Raw genomic sequence first — 19,658 nt, forward strand, 5'->3', positions numbered from 1 at the left:
ATGAGACAGGCTTGTTGGTGAACTCCCTTGATATCAAGCAGTTACATAAAATTTAAAGTAATTATGTCACCACAATTGCCTATGTCTGTTCAGGGTTTATTAGGGACTGCGTCCTATATTGGAAGGATTAGTACTAAAGATTTACGGTGTTTTTTGTGAGCCAATGGATTTTATGGAAATAGTGTCTGCCTTTTTTCATCCGAGCTTGATAGTATTTGTCGGCGTATTGTCACTGCCGCTTTTCCTATTCTGGCGACGGAAAAGAATGACCACTGTCGACAAAGGGTACCACTTTATGATGTGGGGCGTTTCCCTGATCGCGTTGGGAACGTTTGTGGACTATGCGACCGAAGTCATATTGGCGCTTAATATGTCAAATATGCAGCAATTTTCATATGCGGTTAATTACAGAACAGCGATGGCACTTGTCTTTTATTTTCCTGGCAGCGTATTGGCGGCAAAAGGGCTTTCCTCCTGGCTGCCGGCTATCCAAAGTTTGAGCAAGGAAATTGATTTGCGGCAGCAAACGGAGCGCAAGCTTATTCAGGCAAAAACGGATGCTGAAGTTGCCAACGCCGCCAAGTCGCAGTTTCTTGCCAACATGAGCCATGAACTTAGGACACCACTCAATGCAATTCTAGGTTTTTCAGATATCCTCAAAAACGAGTCCTTTGGTGCAATCGGTTCGCCAATTTACAGAGAATATTCTCATGATATTCATACGTCAGGTAAGCATCTACTCGATCTAATTAATGACATTCTTGACGTCGCAAAAATTGAAGCAGGCAAGCTAAGGCTGTACGAAGAAGCCTTCGATATAAAATCTGCCACAGAAATTTGCGTGAATATGCTGTCGCTCACAGCCAGGGAAGCTGATGTAAGCTTGACGGTCAATATCGCCGAGGACCTTCCCTACCTGTATGCAGATGATACCCGCCTTCGCCAGATCATTTCCAATTTGTTGTCGAATGCCATAAAATTTACGAATCCAGGCGGACGGGTGACGTTGTCGGTCGGTCTGAACGAGAATGCTGGTATGTATGTTTCTGTTGTTGATACGGGCATTGGCATTGACGATGAGGATATAGAAAACGCGTTGTCGCAGTTTGGCCAGGTGGATGACAAATATTCCCGAAATTCAGATGGGACGGGCCTGGGGCTTTCTCTCGTTCAATTGATAATTTCGGAACATGGTGGGACCTTTGAATTCTCAAGTAAACTTGAAGAGGGTACAGTTGCAATTGCGCATTTTCCTGCAGAGAGATTACGTGTGCGTCCTTCGGATATACCAGATCGGCCTGAATATAACGTTTTGGCGAAGCGGGCAATTTAGCAGATAGACAAAACAATTGGCTTACAGGAAGGAGGAATTTGATTTTTCCGAAACCCTTGTTTGTGGCGATAATCACACTCTATCTCGATTTATCTTGCTACTTCAAAGATGGGCGTTCATTCTGAACATCCTCGCGCCAATCAAAAAACAGGCGCAATAAAAACATAAAAAGAGGACCATCAGCATGCGCTCCACGCCCAATTATGGTGTCATAATGGTCGGGATCGCCTTCATGTTGAGCACATTTGCTTTCGGTGGGCTCGGCAGTGTAGGCGTGTTCCTGAAGCCATTAAGTGCAGAATTCGGCTGGTCCCGTGCTGAAGTTTCTTTTGGCTATACCTCGATGGCGCTTTCCAGTGCTATTTCCAGTATTTTCCTCGGATATATTGCAGATAAGTTCGGAGCGCGGCGCCTTGCCCTTATGGGGATCGTCGTCATGTTCTTAGCAATGGTACTGCTAAGTAGAATGCAAACGCTTTGGGAATTTTATCTCTACTATTTTCTGTTTGGCTCATTAGGGTTCAGCGCCGTCGGAGCGCCATTGATGGCGTCGGTTGGCCAATGGTTTACCGATAAGCGGGGATTGGCCATTGGTGTCGTCGCTGCAGGCGGTGCTTTTGGGCAGGGCGTATTCCCGTTTCTGGCCAGATTGATTACGTCGGGATATGGGTGGGACACAGCGTATTATGTTTTAGGGGTGATTTTTCTGATTTTGGGGTTGCCACTCGCCTGGATGGTTCGAGAATCCCCGACTAGGATAGCCGCGATCAATAATCCGGAAGACCACTCAGCGCCGCAGGATCACTATCCAATGAAACCCGCCGAAGTGATCTCATGGTTAGGGATAGCTATTATATTTTGCTGCCAATGTATGGCGGTGCCAATTGTACATGTCGTAGCCCTGGCTTCTGACATGGGATTTGATCCAAAAACAGCAGCAAGTATATTTATGGTATTGATGATTTCTGGTGTGTTTGGACGAATTGCTGGCGGCGGCCTTTGTGACCGCTTGGGTGCCCTTCGAACCTATGCCTTGATGTCGTTAGGACAAACCGTTTCGGCCATATGGTTTCCTCAGATAACGAACTTGATTGGATTATATGGGCTTGCCGTGATTTTCGGTTTTTTCTATTCCGGCGTTATGACGTCTCTGATTGTGAATTTGCAAGTGATGACGCCGCCTCGCATGACGGGCCGTGCGATGGGATTTGGAATCTTCTTTGGCATGATTGGCATGGGCCTGGGGGGATTTTTGGGCGGATATATCTATGACCTCACCGGGAACTACACAGCCGCATTCGCCTACGCCTCTGCAGCCGGGGTTGTGAATCTATGCATTATTTTTGTCATTTCTCTTCGCTTAAAAGGTGCAATTACCAAAATGTCGTCCATATAGAGATGTAGGTTTTAATGCCACGGAAACGGTGTGGCAGGTCAGATTTTATTTCCCTTTGATCAATATAGGACGTTGTACAAACCGATTTTGTTTAACGTCGCTTATCAGTTAAACAACCAATATGTTTTTGGATCTTCTGCGCATGCGCCCGGTCCGCATTCCGCGAAAGCGGCTATTGCACATACCGCGACAACACTAAATGCAATGACAAGTGCAATTTTGCACAAAACAGTTTGGTCAGAAAACTTGATGTACCGTTGTTTATGATATTGTGTGCTGTAGGCTGCAATTATGGCCGTTCCCAGAATAATGACTGCAAAGACAATAAAAGCCCATGTGTAATAATGTAGGCCGAAAAACGGATCGCCATAGGTTGGTGTTCCGGGGATAATATGAAGACTGACTTGCCTTAGAGAAATTGCGGCGCCAAGAAAAGCAGCGATTATCATAATCGAATAATGGTCAGCTTTCGGTCCTTTGACAATATTCAGCACAAGGCCGCTCATGACTGCGACAAAGCCGACGCGTTGCAATAAACAAAGGGGGCAGGGTAAGTCCCCACTTACAAACTGATCATATAATGCTGTGATCAGAACCCCTGAAACGGCGAGTGTTCCAAGAGCATTCAGGTTTCTAAAGAAATTTGTATCTGCTGGATTTGTCATGTCAATTCTCTACAGCTGAATATTGAGCGTAGAAGTTGCATGATGATGAAACCAGAACAAGCTCGCGGCGATGGAAAGTCCAAATGCAATAAAGGAAAGTTTTTCCTTGTTCATCAGGGCGAGTGCCATGGTTACGAAAAACATCAAGAAAAGCAAACTGGCCATAGATCAGCCCCTTATAATTCTATCCGGCATAAGGGTATTGTCTCGTACCGATCGCATGACGTCAAGACGGGACGCTTTCGCGCACCGTCCTTTAATGCAGTTTTATTTTAATGCTCGGAAATACCGCGATAGGCTTGATCGCCCCAAACTTCGCGTACTCTTTCATCCCGGCCGCATCTATATCTATAATATTTATAACGGATTGGGTTCTTCGTATAATAATCCTGGTGATATTCTTCAGATGGATAAAAAGTTGTCGCATCGATTATAGGTGTGACAATCGAGCCCTTCAGAGCGCCGGACGCTTCAATTAATTCCTTGGAAATTTCTGCGTCTTGTCGTTGTTCCGGAGAATTGACAAAAATTGCCGTTTTGTAGCTCTCTCCTCGGTCACAAAACTGCCCGCCGTCATCTGTCGGATCAACACTGCGCCAGAAAATTTCCAGTAATTCCTGATAGGTTACAATGTCGGGGTCAAAGGTTATTTTAACAGCTTCCAAATGTCCACTACCACCTGCTGTGACTATTTTATATGTTGGATCATTTACGGAGCCGCCGGTATAGCCGGACACAGTATCTAAGACACCAGGAACGTTATCAAAATCAGATTCCACGCACCAAAAACAACCGCCTGCAAGAATGACAGATTCCGTATTGTCTGTAGCTTGCGCGTACCAAGTAATAAACGATGCTCCAAATATAGCTGCCATTGATACCAAGAATACGCGGCCAAGCTGCTTGATCATACTTTTCATTCGATGGTCTCCCATAATAATGCATTAACTGGAAACTGGCGAAGCACGGTAAAAATTGCTAGCCCATCTCGCGAAAATTTGAATTCACAAATTTGCCAGTTCAGCGAAGCAATTTTCATAACAATTAGCATTACGGGTCGAAAAGGACGATCTCCTGTATGCGTCATTCTAAATTATCATAGTCACTCAAGGCTGATTACTTTGCTGTACATATACTCAACGACAGGGGAATATCTCGCTGAAGGCGTTGACGATATGGGATATTTACCTCTGGTGGGTATTTTGGAAAAATAATATCTTTCTACTCGGCATATCCTGGCATTTTGCGATCGAGTTTTCGCAGCAAGGCAGGCCAAGCTAGACCGGATACTCCGGTAAGACCATGAGCTCCTTGTTGTGCCGTCAGGTTCTTTACCGCGTCAGTGGGATAATGGAGCTTGCGATTGCCAGCTAGGCTTGCAACCTGCATTTCACAAGCCCGCTCCAGAAAATACATGGCTAAAAATGTGTCTGCAATTGTTTCCCCGAGTGCAAGTGTGCCGTGATTCCAAAGTAACATCAGCTTTTTGTCCGGGCCCAGATCCTGTTGCAACCGCGGGCGCTCGTCATGATTGAGGGCAATGCCTTCATACTCATGATATGCAATTTGTTCACGGATCACTAATGCGGTTTGGTTCAGTGGCAGCAAACCATCTTCCTGCGTGGCGACGGCAGTACCGGCTGCTGTATGTAAATGCATGACACACGCCGCATCATGTCGTACTTCATGAACTGCCGAATGGATTGTAAAACCGGCGGGATTTACGGGATACGCATTTTCACCGACAACATCACCGTTCATATCAACTTTAACCAATGAAGAAGCCGTCATTTCTTCAAACATCAATCCATAAGGATTAATCAGAAAATGCCCTTCATCCCCGGGAAGCCTGGCTGAAATATGGGTGAATATCATATCATCCCAGCCATACAAGGCGACCAGGCGATAAGCTGCCGCTAAATCTACCCGTATTTTCCATTCTTCATCACTGACACGATTTCGCATGGATGTTGTTTCGACAGATGTTAAATTCACGGAATTTTCTCCTCTTTGCTCTTACTGGTTTGGACTTTGGTAAAGCTGATGGCCCAACAGATTTTTTTTGAATTGTAGCGAAAACTTAGAAAAGAACACAGCATTCTCTTTTAATCGTTTTCCGATAACTACTTCTTAACAGATTTAAGGTTAATGTGCCCTCATACTTTACAGTGAAGAGGAATATTTCGTTGAAAAACGTTCTAGTTGGGAAAATCACAAAGATTTTTACAAAAAAATCAAATAATAAAGATTCAGAAACCGATATTAAATACTCGAAATACGGAATAGGATTTCGACTTATATCTGCATTTTCTGTAGTTGCCTTGTTGATGGTCGGCATTTCAGTAATCAGCTGGATTAGTCTTGGAAACTTGACAAGTGCACAAACAGATATGACTACACAAAAAGTCCCATCTATATCGTTGGCCTTAAAACTTGCAAATGAAACGACTTTGTTAGCTGCAGCTGCGCCGCAGTTGAGTAACTCCGTTTCCGATTCAGAGCGCAGTCAAAACTACAAAAGTATCTCGACTGCCGTGCAACAAGCGGTTGACCGGCTTGGTTCACTCAATGATTTCATGGCAGGGGATCCGGCGCTCGAAAAAATAGACGGAAGTTTGCAAAAACTCTCTCCTTTGTTCGCTCGCTTGAACGAAGAAGTAGAGAAACGTATTTCCTTATCATTGCTCCGTACAGATGTCGCTGATCGCTTGGGAGCGGTGGGAGACGTGCTAGATACAAGTTTAAGTTCTTTGCTGGTGCCTTTGAGAATAAGAGCTATTGAAAATGCTGATGCCTGGAATGAATTGCTGGATACGTCCGTCGACACAGCATTGTCTGGAACGAGGCCAAGATACAATACAGATGAGCTTTCTTCTGCAGGCTTGGAAATCCTGAAATTCCAGGAGAATGTATATTCATTTGAAAGCAACGGGTATCTGATGATCAGCCTGCTTGCAGAAGGGCTCCAGGCTGAGGATGTGAAATCAGTTGCTAAGTTAGAAGAGGATTTCTTGTCATCAATTGCGACGATGTCGTCACCACTCGCCGAGCTCGAAAATTCGACTTCGAATGAGCAAACTGAAATCCTCAATCAAATCTTCAATGAGCTTCTTGAAATTGGTGTGACAGGTAAAAAAGTTGATGGAAAAGTAACGACCGAAAACATTTTCAGCATTCGAACAAAGGAGCTGGAAGCTGCTGCGACAGCCCAGCAAGTTGTAATGGGCGCACGGTTCCTTGCAGCCGGACTTACCCAAAATGTTAATGCATTTGTTGAAGAGGTTGAAGCTTCTGTAAGTAATGCCGCTGAACAAAATGTTGGATTGGCGAACGATACAAAAATGACATTGTTGGTCTGTGCCTTAATTGGCGTATTGGCGGCAATCGCTATTGGCTGGTTCTATATTCGCGGAAATATTGTGCGACGGCTGATGTTGCTTGTCGGTTCCGCACAGCGCTTATCTGAAGGTGATCTTGCTTCAAGCATCTATCGTGACGGAAACGATGAGATTGCGCGAATGGGGTATGCGTTAGTTGGGTTTAGAGATACTGCGCGCGACGCAGAAGAAGCGCGCAGGGAAGCAGAAGATCAGCGTCAGAAGCGCGAAGAGGAAAAAATCAAACGCGAAGAAGAACAACGTATCGCCGAGGATAAAGCTCGTCAGGAAAAAGAGCAGAACCTGGCGGAGCTGGAAGCAACCAAACAGTCAGAAAAGAACCAGCTTGCTGATGATTTCGAAGGCAGTGTAAAGCATCTTGTCGAAAAATTTGCTGCGGCAACTTCTGAAATGACAGTGATGTCGCAATCCATGTCGGAAGCGGCTGCCGGAACAAGCCAGCGGGCTGCGACTGTAGCTTCAGCATCAGATATGGCCAGCTCCAGTGTAAACTCAGTGGCAGCAGCGACGGAAGAGCTTTCCTCTTCAATCAATGAAATTAGTCGGCAGGTCAACCAGGCCTCCAGCATCGCAAACGAAGCTGTAAGCGAAGCTGAGAGAACCAATGTGATGGTCAACAGCTTGAATGAAGCAGCATCAAGAATCGGCGATGTCGTGGGCCTAATCAATGATATTGCAGGGCAAACGAATTTGTTGGCACTTAATGCTACAATTGAGGCTGCCCGAGCTGGAGATGCCGGCAAAGGCTTTGCCGTTGTTGCGAGTGAAGTTAAAAACCTGGCAACACAAACCGCACGGGCAACCGAGGAAATTTCTGAACAAATTAAGGCTGTTCAGGAAGAAACAGGGAATGCTGTCGGGGCAATTGGCGGTATTACATCAACAATTAGTAGTATTAATGAAATTGCGACGACAATTTCTGCGGCTGTTGAGGAACAAGGTTCGGCAACTGGCGAGATTAGTCGGAGCGTACAGCAGGCAGCGCAAGGATCTCAAGAAGTCTCTCAGAATATAACGTCAGTTAATGAGGCTGCAGCGAGCACGGGAAATACGGCTACGCAAGTGAAGGAAGTGTCCGATCAGCTTGCGCAAGAAGTTTCCAGCCTCGATAAAGAAGTTGAGCGGTTTCTAGCTCAGGTGCGTGCAAGTTAAAGGGACTCACATACACAGATAAGGTGATATTTTCCGGAAAGAAGTTTCTGAAAATGTCACCTTTTTTTTAGTGAGAATATGCGGCGAAACCGGTGGCTTCTTATGTGTGGTTTTCCACATTGCTCACCAACATTCCAAAAAAAAATGATTTTTTTTACTGGCCAAATGAAAACAATTGAGTCAGTGTTAGCAAACAATAATTAAGAATAACGTTTTTTTGGGAGGTGGGCGCCTAGGCGTCCGGAGGCGTTTTCGAATTTGAGTAGAACGTGCATCTGGGATCTTGGCGCAGCCAATGGTAATGCGTGAATAATGAAATAGAGAGTACAAATTCAGCTACTTCTGTCGTGACAGATACGCTGCTAAGTGTTCAGGATGTTAGCGTCCATTTCGGCGGTATTATTGCTTTGGATGGCGTTTCGTTTGACATACCCGCAGGCCAAATCGTTGGTCTAATCGGCCCCAACGGTGCCGGTAAAACAACTTTGTTCAACTGTATCAGCCGGCTTTACAACGTAAATTCGGGCGATATTTTGTTCGAAGGAAAATCAATCCTTCAAAGCCCCATACATAAAATGAGTTCTATGGGAATTGGCCGTACGTTTCAGAATTTGGCGCTTTTTGCGAATTTAAGTGTGCTGGACAATGTTATGATTGGCGGTCATCCAACAGGTAAGACAGATTACGTAAGTAATGCGTTACATCTTCCCTGGACGCGGCGCGAGGAACGGGAGTTGCGCGATCGTGCGATGAGCGTTTTACGTTTTATGGGTCTTCAGGAAACAGCGTTGCAGCTCATTGGCGGTCTTCCCTTTGGAGTTCAAAAGCGATTAGAGATCGCGCGAGCTTTGATGAGCAAACCTAAGCTTCTGATGATGGACGAACCTGCTGGCGGCCTGAACCATAACGAACTTTCAGACCTTGTCGCGACTATTCGGAAGATACGGGATGAGTTCGGGACTACGGTCCTCTTGGTTGAGCACCATATGGGGCTGGTTATGGAAGTTTCTGAAAAAGTTGTCGCATTGAGTTTCGGTAAGAAGCTTGCTGAAGGTGCGCCACGCGAAATTCAGGAACATCCTGATGTAATTGAAGCGTATCTGGGGACGGGCAAGAAATGAGCAGGTTACTTGAAGTAAAAGGCTTGGAAGCTTCCTATGGCCCGACAAAAGCTCTGCATGGATTGGATTTCGGCCTCGAAGACGGTGGTGTAACAACAATTCTAGGTGCGAATGGTGCTGGAAAAACCACGACATTGCGCGCCATTAGCGGAATGGTGACCCGTAACGGTGAGATTACGCTCGGTGGCAAAGAATTGAGTTCCATGCGGCCGGCTGAAATAACGCGTGAAGGAATCGCACATGTTCCTGAAGGTCGGGGGACATTCGTGAGGATGTCAACGGAAGATAACCTGCAGCTGGGTGCTTATACGCGCAATGGAAAAGCGGAAATCGCAGAGGACATTGAGCGGGTTTATTCCTATTTTCCTATCTTGAAGCAGCGGCGAAACCAACAGGCAGGAACACTCAGCGGTGGTGAAGCACAAATGCTTGCTGTTGGTCGGGCTTTGATGTTGCGACCGAGATTGCTCTTGTTGGATGAGCCTTCTTTTGGATTGGCGCCTCTGATTGTTCAGGAGCTCTTCGAAATATTGAAGAAAATCAATTCTGAGGATGGCGTCAGCATGCTGCTGGTTGAGCAAAATGCGGCACTCGCACTTGAACTTGCTGATCACGCATATCTGCTGGAAACTGGCAACATCGTTATTTCAGGTACGTCAGAATCAATTCTTGAAAACGAGACCGTTCGCCGGTCCTATTTAGGGTATTAGGCAAGCTCCCATGGAACTATTTTTGCAACAAATACTCACAGGCATAGCAAATGGTGCAATTTACGCCTGTTTAGCACTTGCCGTAGTAATGATTTATCAAGCTATTGACCATTTCAATTTCGCTCAAGGCGAAATGGCGATGTTCAGTACATATATATGCTGGTCGATGATTGCTGTCGGTATTCCCTACTGGATTGCCTTTCTTCTCACAATTGTAATTTCCTTTACTGCAGGCGTTACAATTGAGCGGATTATCTTTAAGCCATTGCATAGTGCACCGGTTTTGAGCCATATCATTGTCTTTATTGGCCTGCTCGCTATTTTCAATAGTTTGGCCGGTGCGATTTGGGATCATACGATCAAGACCTTCCCGTCGCCGTTCCCGGAAGGATCCTTCGGTGGTCTTATTGGATTGCATGAAGTGGGAATGTTCTTTGTGACGCTCCTCCTGCTTGGCGCAATATTCTGCTTTTTTAAATACACCCGTATTGGAATGGCCATGCAGGCCGCCGCCGCAAATCCGGATTCTGCTGAACTTGTTGGTATCCGTGTCGGCTGGATGTTGGCGTTAGGTTGGGGCTTGGCAGCGGCGATTGGCGCAGTTGCAGGCATGATGATCGCTCCCATTGTGTTCCTGGATCCAAATATGATGCTAGGGATTTTGCTGTACGGCTTTGCCGCTGCTATCGTCGGCGGCATCACCAGCCCTGGCGGCGCGGTTGCGGGGGGCTTCCTTGTTGGGATCATTGAAAATCTCGCGGGCACCTATATTCCTGCTATCGGCAGTGAACTGAAATTGACGGTCGCTCTTGTTTTGATTGTGACGGTTCTTTTATTCAAACCGAACGGACTGTTTGGTAAATCCATTGTGACCAGGGTGTAGTAGCATGACGACGGAAGTAGAAACAAATACTGACCCTAGATTAACCGTTGGCGCTAAGATCAACATTAAATGGGTTGGCCTCTTTATTATATTGGGCATATTGCTGCCATTCGTTACTGAGGGCTATACATCCTTTCAGGCAACGCTGGTCATGATATATGCGATTGCCATATTAGGATTGAACCTGTTGACCGGATTTAACGGTCAGTTTTCTCTGGGCCATAGCGCTTTTTATGCAGTGGGCGCCTATACAGCAGCAATTCTGGTCTATCACTTGGATTGGCCGGTATATGTGACCATACCAATCGGCGGCGTTGTCTGTTTTGTTGCGGGATTCCTTTTCGGTTTGCCGGCACTACGGCTTGAAGGGTTGTATCTTGCTCTAGCGACGTTTGCGCTTGCGGTCGCCGTTCCGCAAATATTGAAATCTTCCCATCTGGAAGAATTGACCGGAGGCGTGCAAGGACTTGATATCTTTCGTCCGGATGTCCCTGCAATTCTGCCAATTAGTATGGATCAATGGTGGTATTTGATTACTTTCGGGATAATGCTTTTACTGTTTTGGGTAGCGTGGAACCTGATTAATAGTCGTTCCGGCCGAGCTATGATGGCAATTCGGGACAATCCCATTGCTGCTGCGTCTATGGGCATCAATACGTCTTTGTATAAATCTCTGACCTTTGGTGTGAGCGCATTTTATACTGGTATCGCTGGAGCGTTAAGTGCGATTGTCATCGAGTTTGTTGCGCCAGACAGCTTTACCTTCCAACTTTCCATCCTGCTATTTATTGGCTTAGTCGTTGGCGGAACCGGATCTATTTGGGGAGCTATATTTGGCGGATTGTTCATATTGATGGTGCCTAATATTGCAGAAGAAGTATCTACAGGCCTTTCTTATGCCGTATTTGGCGTTATCCTTATATTGGTGATTTATGTCATGCCCTCGGGAATAGCGGGTTTGGTAAACATACTGAGAGTTCGAATAAAGAAAATGTTCTGAATGCTCAGCAGCGTGCGTAGAGTGTAACCGTATAAAATACGGCAACTATAAACAGGAGGTACCAATGAATACCGGGAGAAAATTTACATTAGCCTTGGCAGCAGTCGCTGCTATTGGACTTGCGGCAGGCTCAGCTGTTGCTGAAAAGGCCTATGGACCAGGCGTTACAGATACCAGCATTAAGCTAGGTAATACAAATCCATATAGTGGCCCTGCAGCGGGTTATGGCACGATTGGTAAATCGATCAGTGCTTATTTTGACAAAGTGAATAAAGAAGGTGGCGTCAACGGGCGGACGATTGAATTTATCTCACTTGATGACGGCTACAGCCCCCCAAAAACTAAAGAGCAGACGCGAAAATTGGTTGAGCAGGATAAAGTTCTTCTGATTTTTCAGGGATTGGGCACGCCAACGAACTCTGCTGTTCACAACTACATGAACAAAAAGAAAGTTCCTCAGTTGTTTGTGGCAACAGGCGCAACAAAATGGGGGGATCCAGAAAATTTCCCTTGGACAATGGGTTGGCAGCCGAGCTACCAAACAGAAGGTAGATTGTTCGGTGCTTATATTATGGAAAATGTGAAGGACCCGAAAATTGGGATCCTGTATCAGAATGACGATTACGGCAAAGATTATGTCAAAGGTCTGAAGGATAAACTTGGTGATAAAGCAAGCGAATGGATCGTTGCAGAAGAAAGCTACGAAGTGACTGATCCGACCATTAGCTCGCAAATCATCAAGCTGAAAAATAGCGGCGCCAATGTTTTCTATAATGTATCGATACCAAAATTTGCAGCCCAGGCAATCAAAAAAGTGCGTGAGCTGGAATGGGATCCGGTCTTTTTGAACAATTCTGTTTCAAACTCTGTTGGTTCAGTTTACAAACCCGCCGGATTTGATAAATCAAAAGGTATCATTTCGCTTCAATATTATCAGGACCCGACTTCTCCTGATACACAGCAGACAGAAGCCTATGCGAAATGGAAAGCTTGGATGGAAGAGTATTATCCGGACGGCGATGTTTTGAATACTTTTAACGTTTATGGTTATCTCGTTGCTCAAACAATGGTGCAAGTTCTTGAGCAAGCCGGCGATAATTTAACTCGTGAAAATGTCATGAAGGAAGCCGCGAACCTCAATATGGAAATTGATATGTTCTTGCCGGGTGTATCTATCGAAACCAGCGCAACAGACTTCTATCCAATTGAGAAGATGATGCCGGTTCAGTTTAACGGTGAGCGCCTTGTTCCGATTGGTAAGGTGGTTTCTGCGAACTAGTATTTTTAATAATTCTCTGTAGTGAGAAAAAAGAAAAGGCAAAGGATATTCTCCTTTGCCTTTTTTATTGGCTCAAAATGCCCCTATTTGGTCGGGCTTAAAACAACTCTTCCTTTTACCTTCCCTGCCTGAAGATCCATTAGCGCATTATGTGCTTCATCCAATGGTCTTACCTCGTAAGGGATCGGTGCGACCTTTCCACCTTTTACAAGTTCCATCAATTCATGCATCTCTTCCAGCGTCCCGACATAGGATCCCTGGATAGTTCTCATCATTAAAGGCATCATGGCAAGGGATATGGGAAGTGAATCGCCGAACAAACCAACTGATACCAGATGCCCGCCTTTGCAAAGGCCGTTTATACCGAATTCTGTGGTTGCTGGTGCACCGACGAAATCGATTGCACCTTCGGCACCACCACCAGTCATTTCAATAAGTTTGGCAACTGCATCCGGATCACCATTATCGATGGTCTCATGCGCCCCGGATTGCCGGGCGATCGACCGTTTAGTCGCGTCAATATCGGCGACAATTATTTTTGCTTTTGTCACTGAAGAAGCGAAATGTACTGCCGATAAGCCCACGCCGCCAGCGCCAATAATGACAAGGGATTGATCTTCTCGCAGATGTGCGAGCTTTTTCAGGGCGCTATAAGCGGTCAGACCGGAGCAAGCGTATGTGCAGGCGAGTTCTGTCGGAACACCATCATAGGGGATAAGGTATTTTGAATGCGGGGCGATGACTTCATCTGCATAGCCGCCATTATATCGTGTTCCAACCGTTTGAGGTGCCATACAAAGAAGTTCGTCCCCTGCTTTGCACACTGAACATTCCCGACAGCCGATCCATGGAAAGACAATGCGCTTGTCACCGACTTCTACGCCTTCTGCATCGGGACCGAGCGCGACCACTTCACCAACGACCTCATGGCCCAAGGTAAAAGGCAGTGTCATACGTTGCAGCAAATCAAGCTTTTGTCCACCACCAAGATCAAAAAATCCTTCCCAAATATGGAGATCACTGTGGCAAACACCGCAAGCATCTACTTTAAGCAACACTTCTGTTCCTTGCGGTTCCGGAGTTGGATAATCTCTTGCTTCCAGCGGTTCTCCGAATTGGATAATTTGTTGGCTATGCATGGCTTTTCTCCCAAGTTGTTATCGTTTATTGATGTGGTTTCAAAACATGTCTCAGTTCTTTACAAAGCGGTCGCGTAATCGTCTCATCCCCTTTATCCAGCGGTCGTAATCCGCCGTTTTTCGCTGAATATAGTTGAGAACTTCAGGGTGCGGTAAGATAAGAAATTCTTCCTTATCAATTGTATTGATAACGCATTCTGCGAGCTGTTCGGGTTCTAAAATACCGTCCACACTGGCAACCGATCCCCCGCCTCTTGTAGCCATAGCAGTTCTTACAGACTGCGGACAGAGAACTGAAACACCAACACCCTTATCGCCATAGCGAATAGCCAATGTTTCGGCAAATGCTACTGCAGCATGTTTCGTGACAGAGTAAGTGGATGAATCTATTTGCGATAGCAGGCCAGCAGCAGAGGCCGTATTGATAAGATATCCCTGACCTCGAGCAACCATTTTGTCTACAACAGCACGTGCGGCGTAAACGTGTGCCATCACATGCAAATCCCAATTAAGCTGCCAAATATCGTTGTCTGCTTCCTCCCAACCATATCGAATTATACCGGCGTTTGAGCAAAAAATATCAATTGGCCCATGCGCGTTTTCCGCCAATTGAACTAAATTTTGAATGTCTGATTCCTGCGTGGCGTCACAAACAACAGCTAACCCGTTAACCTCATCGGCAACTTTCTGCAGCTCATTTTCCTGCACATCGGCAACCGTAATTCCAGCGGCCCCTTCAGATCTAAATCGGCGTGCGAGTTCTCGACCAATTCCACTCGCGCCCCCTGTGATGATTATATTTTTGTTTTGTACTTTCATAGTTCGGGTTATCCCTAATTCTTATTGTTTTTATGATGCTCATGGTAGCGGTTTTTCTTGATTGCTACCAGAGATTACGAGCTTCAAATACAGACTTTAGTAGAGCAGCATCATCAGACATGATGCCATCAACATTAAGGTCGAGGAGGCGGTTCATTTCTGATCGGTCGTTAATTGTCCAAACATGAACTTTTTGGCCCAGTTCATGTGCCTTGTCGATAAATGGTTTATCGATAAGGCGGATATTCCATTGGTGGGTTGGTATTTGCGCACATTTTGCAGGTGATTTTTTTGCTAAACCAGAAAACCCTGGAATTGTTAAGCTCGCCAAGCGTAGTTTTAGGACTTCCATCGGTCCCATTGAAGTGCAGACAGCGCCGTCAAAATGCTTTCGGATTTTGTTTAATCTCGCGCCTGAAAACGAACCAATGCACACACGATCTTCCGCTTTGCATTGCTTAACTGTTTCGGCAAGAGCTTGAACAGCTCTATCGGACTTCGGATCAATATTTACGCACAGATTTGGCCAAGCATTTAGAATATCAATAAGCTGAGGAATAGGCTCGCACCCGGACACCCTTGCTTGCTTAACTTGTGACCAGTTTAATTGGGAAACCTTGCCTTTCTCTGCAGTTACCCGATCCAATCGGTCGTCATGAAAAGCAATGAGAACACCATCTCGAGTAAGATGCACATCTGTTTCAATATAACGATAACCCAATGAAACCGCCGCTTCGAAGGCCGCCATAGTGTTTTCTGGTTGTTCGGCAGATGCGCCCCGATGAGCGATTGCAATTGGGCCGCTGGTATTCAGGTAAATTGAGTTAGAGAGGCCCATAATTAGCTTAAATCTTCCTTCTTGAAACCTTCCGAATGAGTACATACCTGTGCAGAAAGAGAAATTTACAGGAGATAGTTTATGTATACAAAATTTATGATAATCCCATTTGTGGCGGCAACAACATTTTCTTTTTCCGCCCTTGCTTCCTCAGTACCGCCGGCGAACTCTATGGCGCTTTCGGACGTACTTCAATCAGTGGAAAGGCAGTTTAGCCCAACTTACATTGATGAGGTGAATTGGGATGATGACGGTTACTGGGAAGTTGAATATGTGGACCAGTATGGATCAAAGAGAGAAATAAAAATCGATCCGATAACGGGCGATGTCCGAAAATGATTGTAGCTTTCAATCGATAAAATAGTTGGAAATTACGACTGCAGACGATTTGAATAAATATATCGCCCATCCCGCATTTCAGAAAAGTAATTTTTAACAGCGGGATGGGACACAGGTTTGCCACTGTCATCATCCAGAAGGTTTTGTTCCGAGACATAGGCTTCGTAAGTCGTTTGTTCATTTTCAGCAAATAGGTGGTAAAATGGCTGATCTTTTTTAGGCCGGACATTTTCTGGAATTGATTCCCACCATTCATCGGTATTGTTAAATGTTGGATCAACATCGTAAATTACGCCACGAAACGGATAAATTCTGTGTTTCACGATCTGTCCAATAGCGAATTTTGCGGCTTTCAATGTTCGATCCTTAGAAAAAGTACTCAAAAAATGACCCTTTATACCTATAGTAATGCACTTTACTGACGGGACAAGATCAATAAACAGGTTTATTCCTGACAAGAAGGAATTGTTGTTGCTAAAATTTAAATTCGCTCAAAGAATGCGACTTTTTTTGTCACCCCAGTATCGATCGCGTAATAGTCGCTTATAGAGTTTTCCCGTTGGTAATCTGGGAAGCTGCTCTTCAAAATCAATTGAACGTGGGCATTTTTGGCGTGAAAGATTTTGCAAGCAATATTCCATGAACTCTTCGGCCATTTCAGTGCTAGTTGGGACACCAGGCATTACCTGGACAACGGCTTTTACTTCTTCCCCAAAATCTTCATTTGGCACACCAAATACAGCGGCATCGGCAATCTTTGGATGCGTAATCAACAGGTTTTCGCATTCCTGCGGATAGATATTTACACCGCCGGAAACGATCATGAAAGTGGCGCGATCTGTTAGGTACAAAAAACCGTCGTCATCGATATATCCGACGTCACCAACCGTGCTCATTGTACCATCGGGAGACATGGATTCCCGGGTTCTTTCCGGGTCATTGAAATATTCGAATTCCGAGGCTGTCTTGAACCATACGGTGCCCGGAGTTCCTTTTGGACTTGGATTCATTTCCTCATCAAGGATATGCAAATCACCCAACAACACTTTGCCGACGGAGCCTTTATGGGCGAGCCATTCTTCGCTGTTGCATGCGGTGAAGCCCAATCCCTCGGTTGCACCATAATACTCATGTATGATCGGACCCCACCAGTCAATCATTTGCTCTTTAACTTGAATAGGACAGGGAGCGGCTGCATGTATGGCAATTTCCAGAGAGGAAAGATCAGCGTTGCTCTTTATCTCTTCAGGTAATTTCAACATTCGAGAGAACATTGTCGGGACCAATTGACTATGAGTTACTTGATACTTTTTAACCAACGACAAATATTGTTCCGGATCAAAATTCTCCATGATTATCGCTGTACCACCAAACCGGATACAAAAGTTCACGGCTGCTTGCGGGGCAGAGTGATAGAGCGGTGCCGGTGACAAATACACCATTCCTTCGCGATACTGCCATAACGACTGGAGGAACTCGTACAATGGAATTTGTTGAATGGGTGAATTGCCAACCGGCATGGGACGGAGAATTCCTTTTGGTTGACCGGTAGTTCCTGAAGAATAAAGCATTGAGAGTCCAAGTTGCTCATTCTCGCGAGGCTCGCTGGAAAAACCATCTGTTGCATCTTGCAAGTTCTTAAACGTATCGTCACTTTCTCCGTCGACGATTATTGCCATTTTAACATTTGGACAGAGTTTCAATGCTTCGGCGGCAACGCTCCTTTTCGCATCAGATGTAATCAGAATTTTCGACTCACTATTATTGATAATGTAAGCGAGTTCTTCTGCAGTTAAGTAGGAATTGACACAGGTATAGTAGAGGCCTGAGCGTTCACCAGCTCCGCAAGACTCAAAATAATAGGCGTTGTTCTCCATGAAGATGGAATAATGATCCTCTGAAACAAGCCCATGGTTTTCCAGCAGTCGGGCGAGTTTGTTAGCTCTCGCCTCATACGCTGCGTACGTAACCATTTCACCCGTATTCGCCATAATAAAGGCCGGCCTATTCGGGTGTTCCTGCGCGTGTTTTCCGGGATACATATTCCGCCCTCTTTTCGAGTTTTATTATTTATGTAGGACAAAGAATATGATCTCAGAGAAGTGACTTCAACAAGTTTATGTATCGCCTCAAGACACCGGGGGAGGTCCAAAACGATTGTCGCCCTCAGTGCCTTTAGAGACATACCAAAAAAGAAGTAAAAAGAATCCGATTATTGGTACAAGAAATAAAAGAATCCACCAACCGGATCTATCAGTATCATGAAGGCGCCTCACAGCAACAGCTAGGTTTGGCAAAAAAATTGCCAATAAAATTATAACGCTGAGAGGTGAGACGGACGCATCGTCAACAGCATTCAATCCAAGCATTGGGGCAATAACGACCGCATCAAGAATTCCGGCGATAAACATGATGATAAAAACAGCGAGAGCCCACCACCAATATTCCGGCCTCGCAGCTCTGCCAGAAAAATTTACATAGTTTGAAAGTACAGATTTTACAGCCCCTACCATTCCCATAATATCACTCCTTTAAATTCAGTTACTGGTTGTGGGCTATATTAATAGATATCCTTTCCGCCCGCTACAAAAATCAGCGTGGGGCTGTCCTTCATATGGGGGTTTTAACGGTATGGTTCTTTTCAAATAGGAGTACAATGAGAGAAAACTGAAGCGGGCTTTATGACTATACAAGAAGCAAAATCAGAAAACAGAATATTAGGCGGCGGTGATTTTTTTCTAATTGCGGCGGTTATTGCCTGGGGTGTCAATTTTCCCATTGCTAAATTTACGTTGTCCTACATGGAGCCGGTCGTATTTTCGGCCACAAGATATCTCGCGGCTTCACTGCTTCTCTTTATTATTTTGTTGGTGAGAAGGGAAGCCATTTCAATTAAGAAGCGAGAAGTTGGCTTACTCGTTATTATCGGCTTTTTTGGTATTACCTTGTTCCAAGGGGGGTGGGCCTATGGCCTCAATTTCACCAGTGCATCAAAAGCATCGATTTTAATAACAACGTCACCAATTTTTGGGGCACTGCTATCCGCAATAATGGGAAATCGACCCAGCCTAATGTCTTGGTGCGGTATAATCATCGCCTTCCTTGGCGTTGTGATTATAATTAACAATAGCCTTACCGAAATCGTCATTGATCATGGATCTATGTTAGGAGATTTACTGATTGTAGGTGCATCCTTAATGTGGGCTATTTACACTTTTATCTCAGCACCAATTGTATCCCGTCGCGGGCCACTTTTAGTCACAGCTTGGGCAATGCTGTTCGGTGCAGTTATTTTAAGTTTGGCCGGACATCAGGGGTTAATAGATCAAGATTGGAGCGGTATCACTTCAACGGGCTGGCTTGCATGGGCGGTAACATCTGTGTTTGGTGCTGCACTGGCTTTCGTGTGGTACTGTGCAGGGATTGTCCGGCTCGGTATAACGCGCGGCATGGTGTATAGTTTTTTTATTCCTGTTGTCGCCATTCTGACCTCGGTCCTGTTCTTTGGCGAAACACTTTCACTTGTACAGATATGCGGCGCGGTGGTTATCCTATTTGGAGTTATCCTGACCAGAGCCGGCTAGCA

At 45.4% G+C, this 19,658-nt stretch carries 20 protein-coding genes; 10 read left to right on the plus strand and 10 right to left on the minus strand.

What is annotated here, in order from left to right:
- The first annotated feature begins 265 nt into the window (after positions 1–265).
- Both NBZ79_RS02525 and NBZ79_RS02530 read left to right on the plus strand, forming a co-directional pair.
- A complete protein-coding gene (locus NBZ79_RS02525; protein ID WP_251935148.1) occupies positions 266–1,333 on the plus strand; it encodes a sensor histidine kinase in 1,068 nt (355 codons plus the stop codon).
- 184 nt (positions 1,334–1,517) lie between these two features.
- Complete coding sequence (locus NBZ79_RS02530; RefSeq protein WP_251935149.1) at positions 1,518–2,729, plus strand: MFS transporter; 1,212 nt, start codon at positions 1,518–1,520, stop codon at positions 2,727–2,729.
- 104 nt (positions 2,730–2,833) lie between these two features.
- Here the strand turns inward: NBZ79_RS02530 and NBZ79_RS02535 are convergent, their stop codons facing one another.
- The 4 genes from NBZ79_RS02535 to NBZ79_RS02550 form a co-directional block, all read right to left on the minus strand.
- A complete protein-coding gene (locus NBZ79_RS02535) occupies positions 2,834–3,394 on the minus strand; it encodes a disulfide bond formation protein B (RefSeq protein ID WP_251935152.1) in 561 nt (186 codons plus the stop codon).
- Positions 3,395–3,403: 9 nt separating this feature from the next.
- Positions 3,404–3,559 (minus strand): DUF5993 family protein, encoded by a 156-nt coding sequence (locus tag NBZ79_RS02540; protein WP_251935155.1) that lies wholly within the window; start codon positions 3,557–3,559, stop codon positions 3,404–3,406.
- A gap of 107 nt (positions 3,560–3,666) precedes the next feature.
- Positions 3,667–4,314 carry a peptide-methionine (S)-S-oxide reductase MsrA gene (gene msrA / locus NBZ79_RS02545; protein ID WP_251935157.1) on the minus strand — a complete coding sequence of 216 codons (648 nt, stop codon included), beginning with the start codon at positions 4,312–4,314 and terminating at the stop codon, positions 3,667–3,669.
- A 301-nt stretch (positions 4,315–4,615) separates the two neighbouring features.
- Entirely contained in the window at positions 4,616–5,359 is a 744-nt protein-coding gene (locus NBZ79_RS02550) for a class II aldolase/adducin family protein (protein WP_420854571.1), read from the minus strand.
- Between the two features lie 425 nt (positions 5,360–5,784).
- On the opposite strand from NBZ79_RS02550, the gene NBZ79_RS02555 reads away from it, so the two are divergent.
- From NBZ79_RS02555 to NBZ79_RS02580, 6 genes are all read left to right on the plus strand, one after another.
- Complete coding sequence (locus NBZ79_RS02555) at positions 5,785–7,944, plus strand: methyl-accepting chemotaxis protein (protein ID WP_251935163.1); 2,160 nt, start codon at positions 5,785–5,787, stop codon at positions 7,942–7,944.
- 305 nt (positions 7,945–8,249) lie between these two features.
- The gene (locus NBZ79_RS02560; protein WP_251935166.1) at positions 8,250–9,065 is read left to right on the plus strand and encodes an ABC transporter ATP-binding protein; all 816 of its coding nucleotides are present in this window, start codon (positions 8,250–8,252) and stop codon (positions 9,063–9,065) included.
- Positions 9,062–9,775 (plus strand): ABC transporter ATP-binding protein, encoded by a 714-nt coding sequence (locus NBZ79_RS02565; protein WP_251935169.1) that lies wholly within the window; start codon positions 9,062–9,064, stop codon positions 9,773–9,775. Before NBZ79_RS02560 ends, NBZ79_RS02565 begins: the two co-directional genes overlap by 4 nt.
- Before the next feature lie 10 nt (positions 9,776–9,785).
- Positions 9,786–10,658, plus strand: coding sequence for a branched-chain amino acid ABC transporter permease (locus tag NBZ79_RS02570; RefSeq protein ID WP_251935171.1), 873 nt, complete (start codon positions 9,786–9,788; stop codon positions 10,656–10,658).
- Between the two features lie 4 nt (positions 10,659–10,662).
- Positions 10,663–11,658, plus strand: coding sequence for a branched-chain amino acid ABC transporter permease (locus NBZ79_RS02575; protein WP_251935174.1), 996 nt, complete (start codon positions 10,663–10,665; stop codon positions 11,656–11,658).
- A gap of 64 nt (positions 11,659–11,722) precedes the next feature.
- The gene (locus NBZ79_RS02580; RefSeq protein ID WP_251935177.1) at positions 11,723–12,937 is read left to right on the plus strand and encodes an ABC transporter substrate-binding protein; all 1,215 of its coding nucleotides are present in this window, start codon (positions 11,723–11,725) and stop codon (positions 12,935–12,937) included.
- 83 nt (positions 12,938–13,020) lie between these two features.
- Here the strand turns inward: NBZ79_RS02580 and NBZ79_RS02585 are convergent, their stop codons facing one another.
- The 3 genes from NBZ79_RS02585 to NBZ79_RS02595 all read right to left on the minus strand — a co-directional run bounded on the left by NBZ79_RS02585 (position 13,021) and on the right by NBZ79_RS02595 (position 15,733).
- Positions 13,021–14,076 carry an alcohol dehydrogenase gene (locus NBZ79_RS02585; RefSeq protein WP_251935179.1) on the minus strand — a complete coding sequence of 352 codons (1,056 nt, stop codon included), beginning with the start codon at positions 14,074–14,076 and terminating at the stop codon, positions 13,021–13,023.
- A gap of 51 nt (positions 14,077–14,127) precedes the next feature.
- On the minus strand, positions 14,128–14,895 hold the full coding sequence (locus NBZ79_RS02590; RefSeq protein ID WP_251935182.1) for an SDR family oxidoreductase: 768 nt from the start codon (positions 14,893–14,895) through the stop codon (positions 14,128–14,130).
- Positions 14,896–14,959: 64 nt separating this feature from the next.
- Positions 14,960–15,733 carry a glycerophosphodiester phosphodiesterase family protein gene (locus NBZ79_RS02595; RefSeq protein WP_251935185.1) on the minus strand — a complete coding sequence of 258 codons (774 nt, stop codon included), beginning with the start codon at positions 15,731–15,733 and terminating at the stop codon, positions 14,960–14,962.
- Positions 15,734–15,814: 81 nt separating this feature from the next.
- On the opposite strand from NBZ79_RS02595, the gene NBZ79_RS02600 reads away from it, so the two are divergent.
- On the plus strand, positions 15,815–16,072 hold the full coding sequence (locus NBZ79_RS02600) for a PepSY domain-containing protein (RefSeq protein ID WP_251935188.1): 258 nt from the start codon (positions 15,815–15,817) through the stop codon (positions 16,070–16,072).
- Positions 16,073–16,104: 32 nt separating this feature from the next.
- On the opposite strand, the gene hspQ is transcribed toward NBZ79_RS02600, so the two are convergent.
- From hspQ to NBZ79_RS19630, 3 genes are all read right to left on the minus strand, one after another.
- Complete coding sequence (hspQ, locus tag NBZ79_RS02605; RefSeq protein ID WP_251935191.1) at positions 16,105–16,455, minus strand: heat shock protein HspQ; 351 nt, start codon at positions 16,453–16,455, stop codon at positions 16,105–16,107.
- Between the two features lie 108 nt (positions 16,456–16,563).
- Positions 16,564–18,114 carry an AMP-binding protein gene (locus NBZ79_RS02610; protein WP_256470277.1) on the minus strand — a complete coding sequence of 517 codons (1,551 nt, stop codon included), beginning with the start codon at positions 18,112–18,114 and terminating at the stop codon, positions 16,564–16,566.
- Between the two features lie 87 nt (positions 18,115–18,201).
- A complete protein-coding gene (locus tag NBZ79_RS19630; RefSeq protein WP_420854557.1) occupies positions 18,202–18,591 on the minus strand; it encodes a DUF805 domain-containing protein in 390 nt (129 codons plus the stop codon).
- Positions 18,592–18,753: 162 nt separating this feature from the next.
- Here NBZ79_RS19630 and NBZ79_RS02615 point away from each other — a divergent pair, with 162 nt between their 5' ends.
- Positions 18,754–19,656, plus strand: a complete 903-nt coding sequence (locus NBZ79_RS02615) for a DMT family transporter (RefSeq protein ID WP_251935196.1) — start codon at positions 18,754–18,756, stop codon at positions 19,654–19,656.
- Positions 19,657–19,658: the final 2 nt, after the last annotated feature.

Origin of the sequence: Sneathiella marina (assembly GCF_023746535.1) — a bacterium.
Classification (GTDB): Bacteria; Pseudomonadota; Alphaproteobacteria; order Sneathiellales; family Sneathiellaceae; genus Sneathiella; species Sneathiella marina.

Coding starts and splice junctions, on each gene's coding strand:
- NBZ79_RS02525 (WP_251935148.1), top strand. CDS start 266: ATGACCACTGTCGACAAAGGGTACCACTTTATGATGTGGGGCGTTTCC.
- NBZ79_RS02530 (WP_251935149.1), top strand. CDS start 1,518: ATGCGCTCCACGCCCAATTATGGTGTCATAATGGTCGGGATCGCCTTC.
- NBZ79_RS02535 (WP_251935152.1), bottom strand. CDS start 3,394: ATGACAAATCCAGCAGATACAAATTTCTTTAGAAACCTGAATGCTCTT.
- NBZ79_RS02540 (WP_251935155.1), bottom strand. CDS start 3,559: ATGGCCAGTTTGCTTTTCTTGATGTTTTTCGTAACCATGGCACTCGCC.
- msrA (WP_251935157.1), bottom strand. CDS start 4,314: ATGAAAAGTATGATCAAGCAGCTTGGCCGCGTATTCTTGGTATCAATG.
- NBZ79_RS02550 (WP_420854571.1), bottom strand. CDS start 5,359: ATGCGAAATCGTGTCAGTGATGAAGAATGGAAAATACGGGTAGATTTA.
- NBZ79_RS02555 (WP_251935163.1), top strand. CDS start 5,785: ATGACTACACAAAAAGTCCCATCTATATCGTTGGCCTTAAAACTTGCA.
- NBZ79_RS02565 (WP_251935169.1), top strand. CDS start 9,062: ATGAGCAGGTTACTTGAAGTAAAAGGCTTGGAAGCTTCCTATGGCCCG.
- NBZ79_RS02570 (WP_251935171.1), top strand. CDS start 9,786: ATGGAACTATTTTTGCAACAAATACTCACAGGCATAGCAAATGGTGCA.
- NBZ79_RS02575 (WP_251935174.1), top strand. CDS start 10,663: ATGACGACGGAAGTAGAAACAAATACTGACCCTAGATTAACCGTTGGC.
- NBZ79_RS02580 (WP_251935177.1), top strand. CDS start 11,723: ATGAATACCGGGAGAAAATTTACATTAGCCTTGGCAGCAGTCGCTGCT.
- NBZ79_RS02585 (WP_251935179.1), bottom strand. CDS start 14,076: ATGCATAGCCAACAAATTATCCAATTCGGAGAACCGCTGGAAGCAAGA.
- NBZ79_RS02590 (WP_251935182.1), bottom strand. CDS start 14,895: ATGAAAGTACAAAACAAAAATATAATCATCACAGGGGGCGCGAGTGGA.
- NBZ79_RS02595 (WP_251935185.1), bottom strand. CDS start 15,733: ATGGGCCTCTCTAACTCAATTTACCTGAATACCAGCGGCCCAATTGCA.
- NBZ79_RS02600 (WP_251935188.1), top strand. CDS start 15,815: ATGTATACAAAATTTATGATAATCCCATTTGTGGCGGCAACAACATTT.
- NBZ79_RS02610 (WP_256470277.1), bottom strand. CDS start 18,114: ATGTATCCCGGAAAACACGCGCAGGAACACCCGAATAGGCCGGCCTTT.
- NBZ79_RS19630 (WP_420854557.1), bottom strand. CDS start 18,591: ATGGGAATGGTAGGGGCTGTAAAATCTGTACTTTCAAACTATGTAAAT.
- NBZ79_RS02615 (WP_251935196.1), top strand. CDS start 18,754: ATGACTATACAAGAAGCAAAATCAGAAAACAGAATATTAGGCGGCGGT.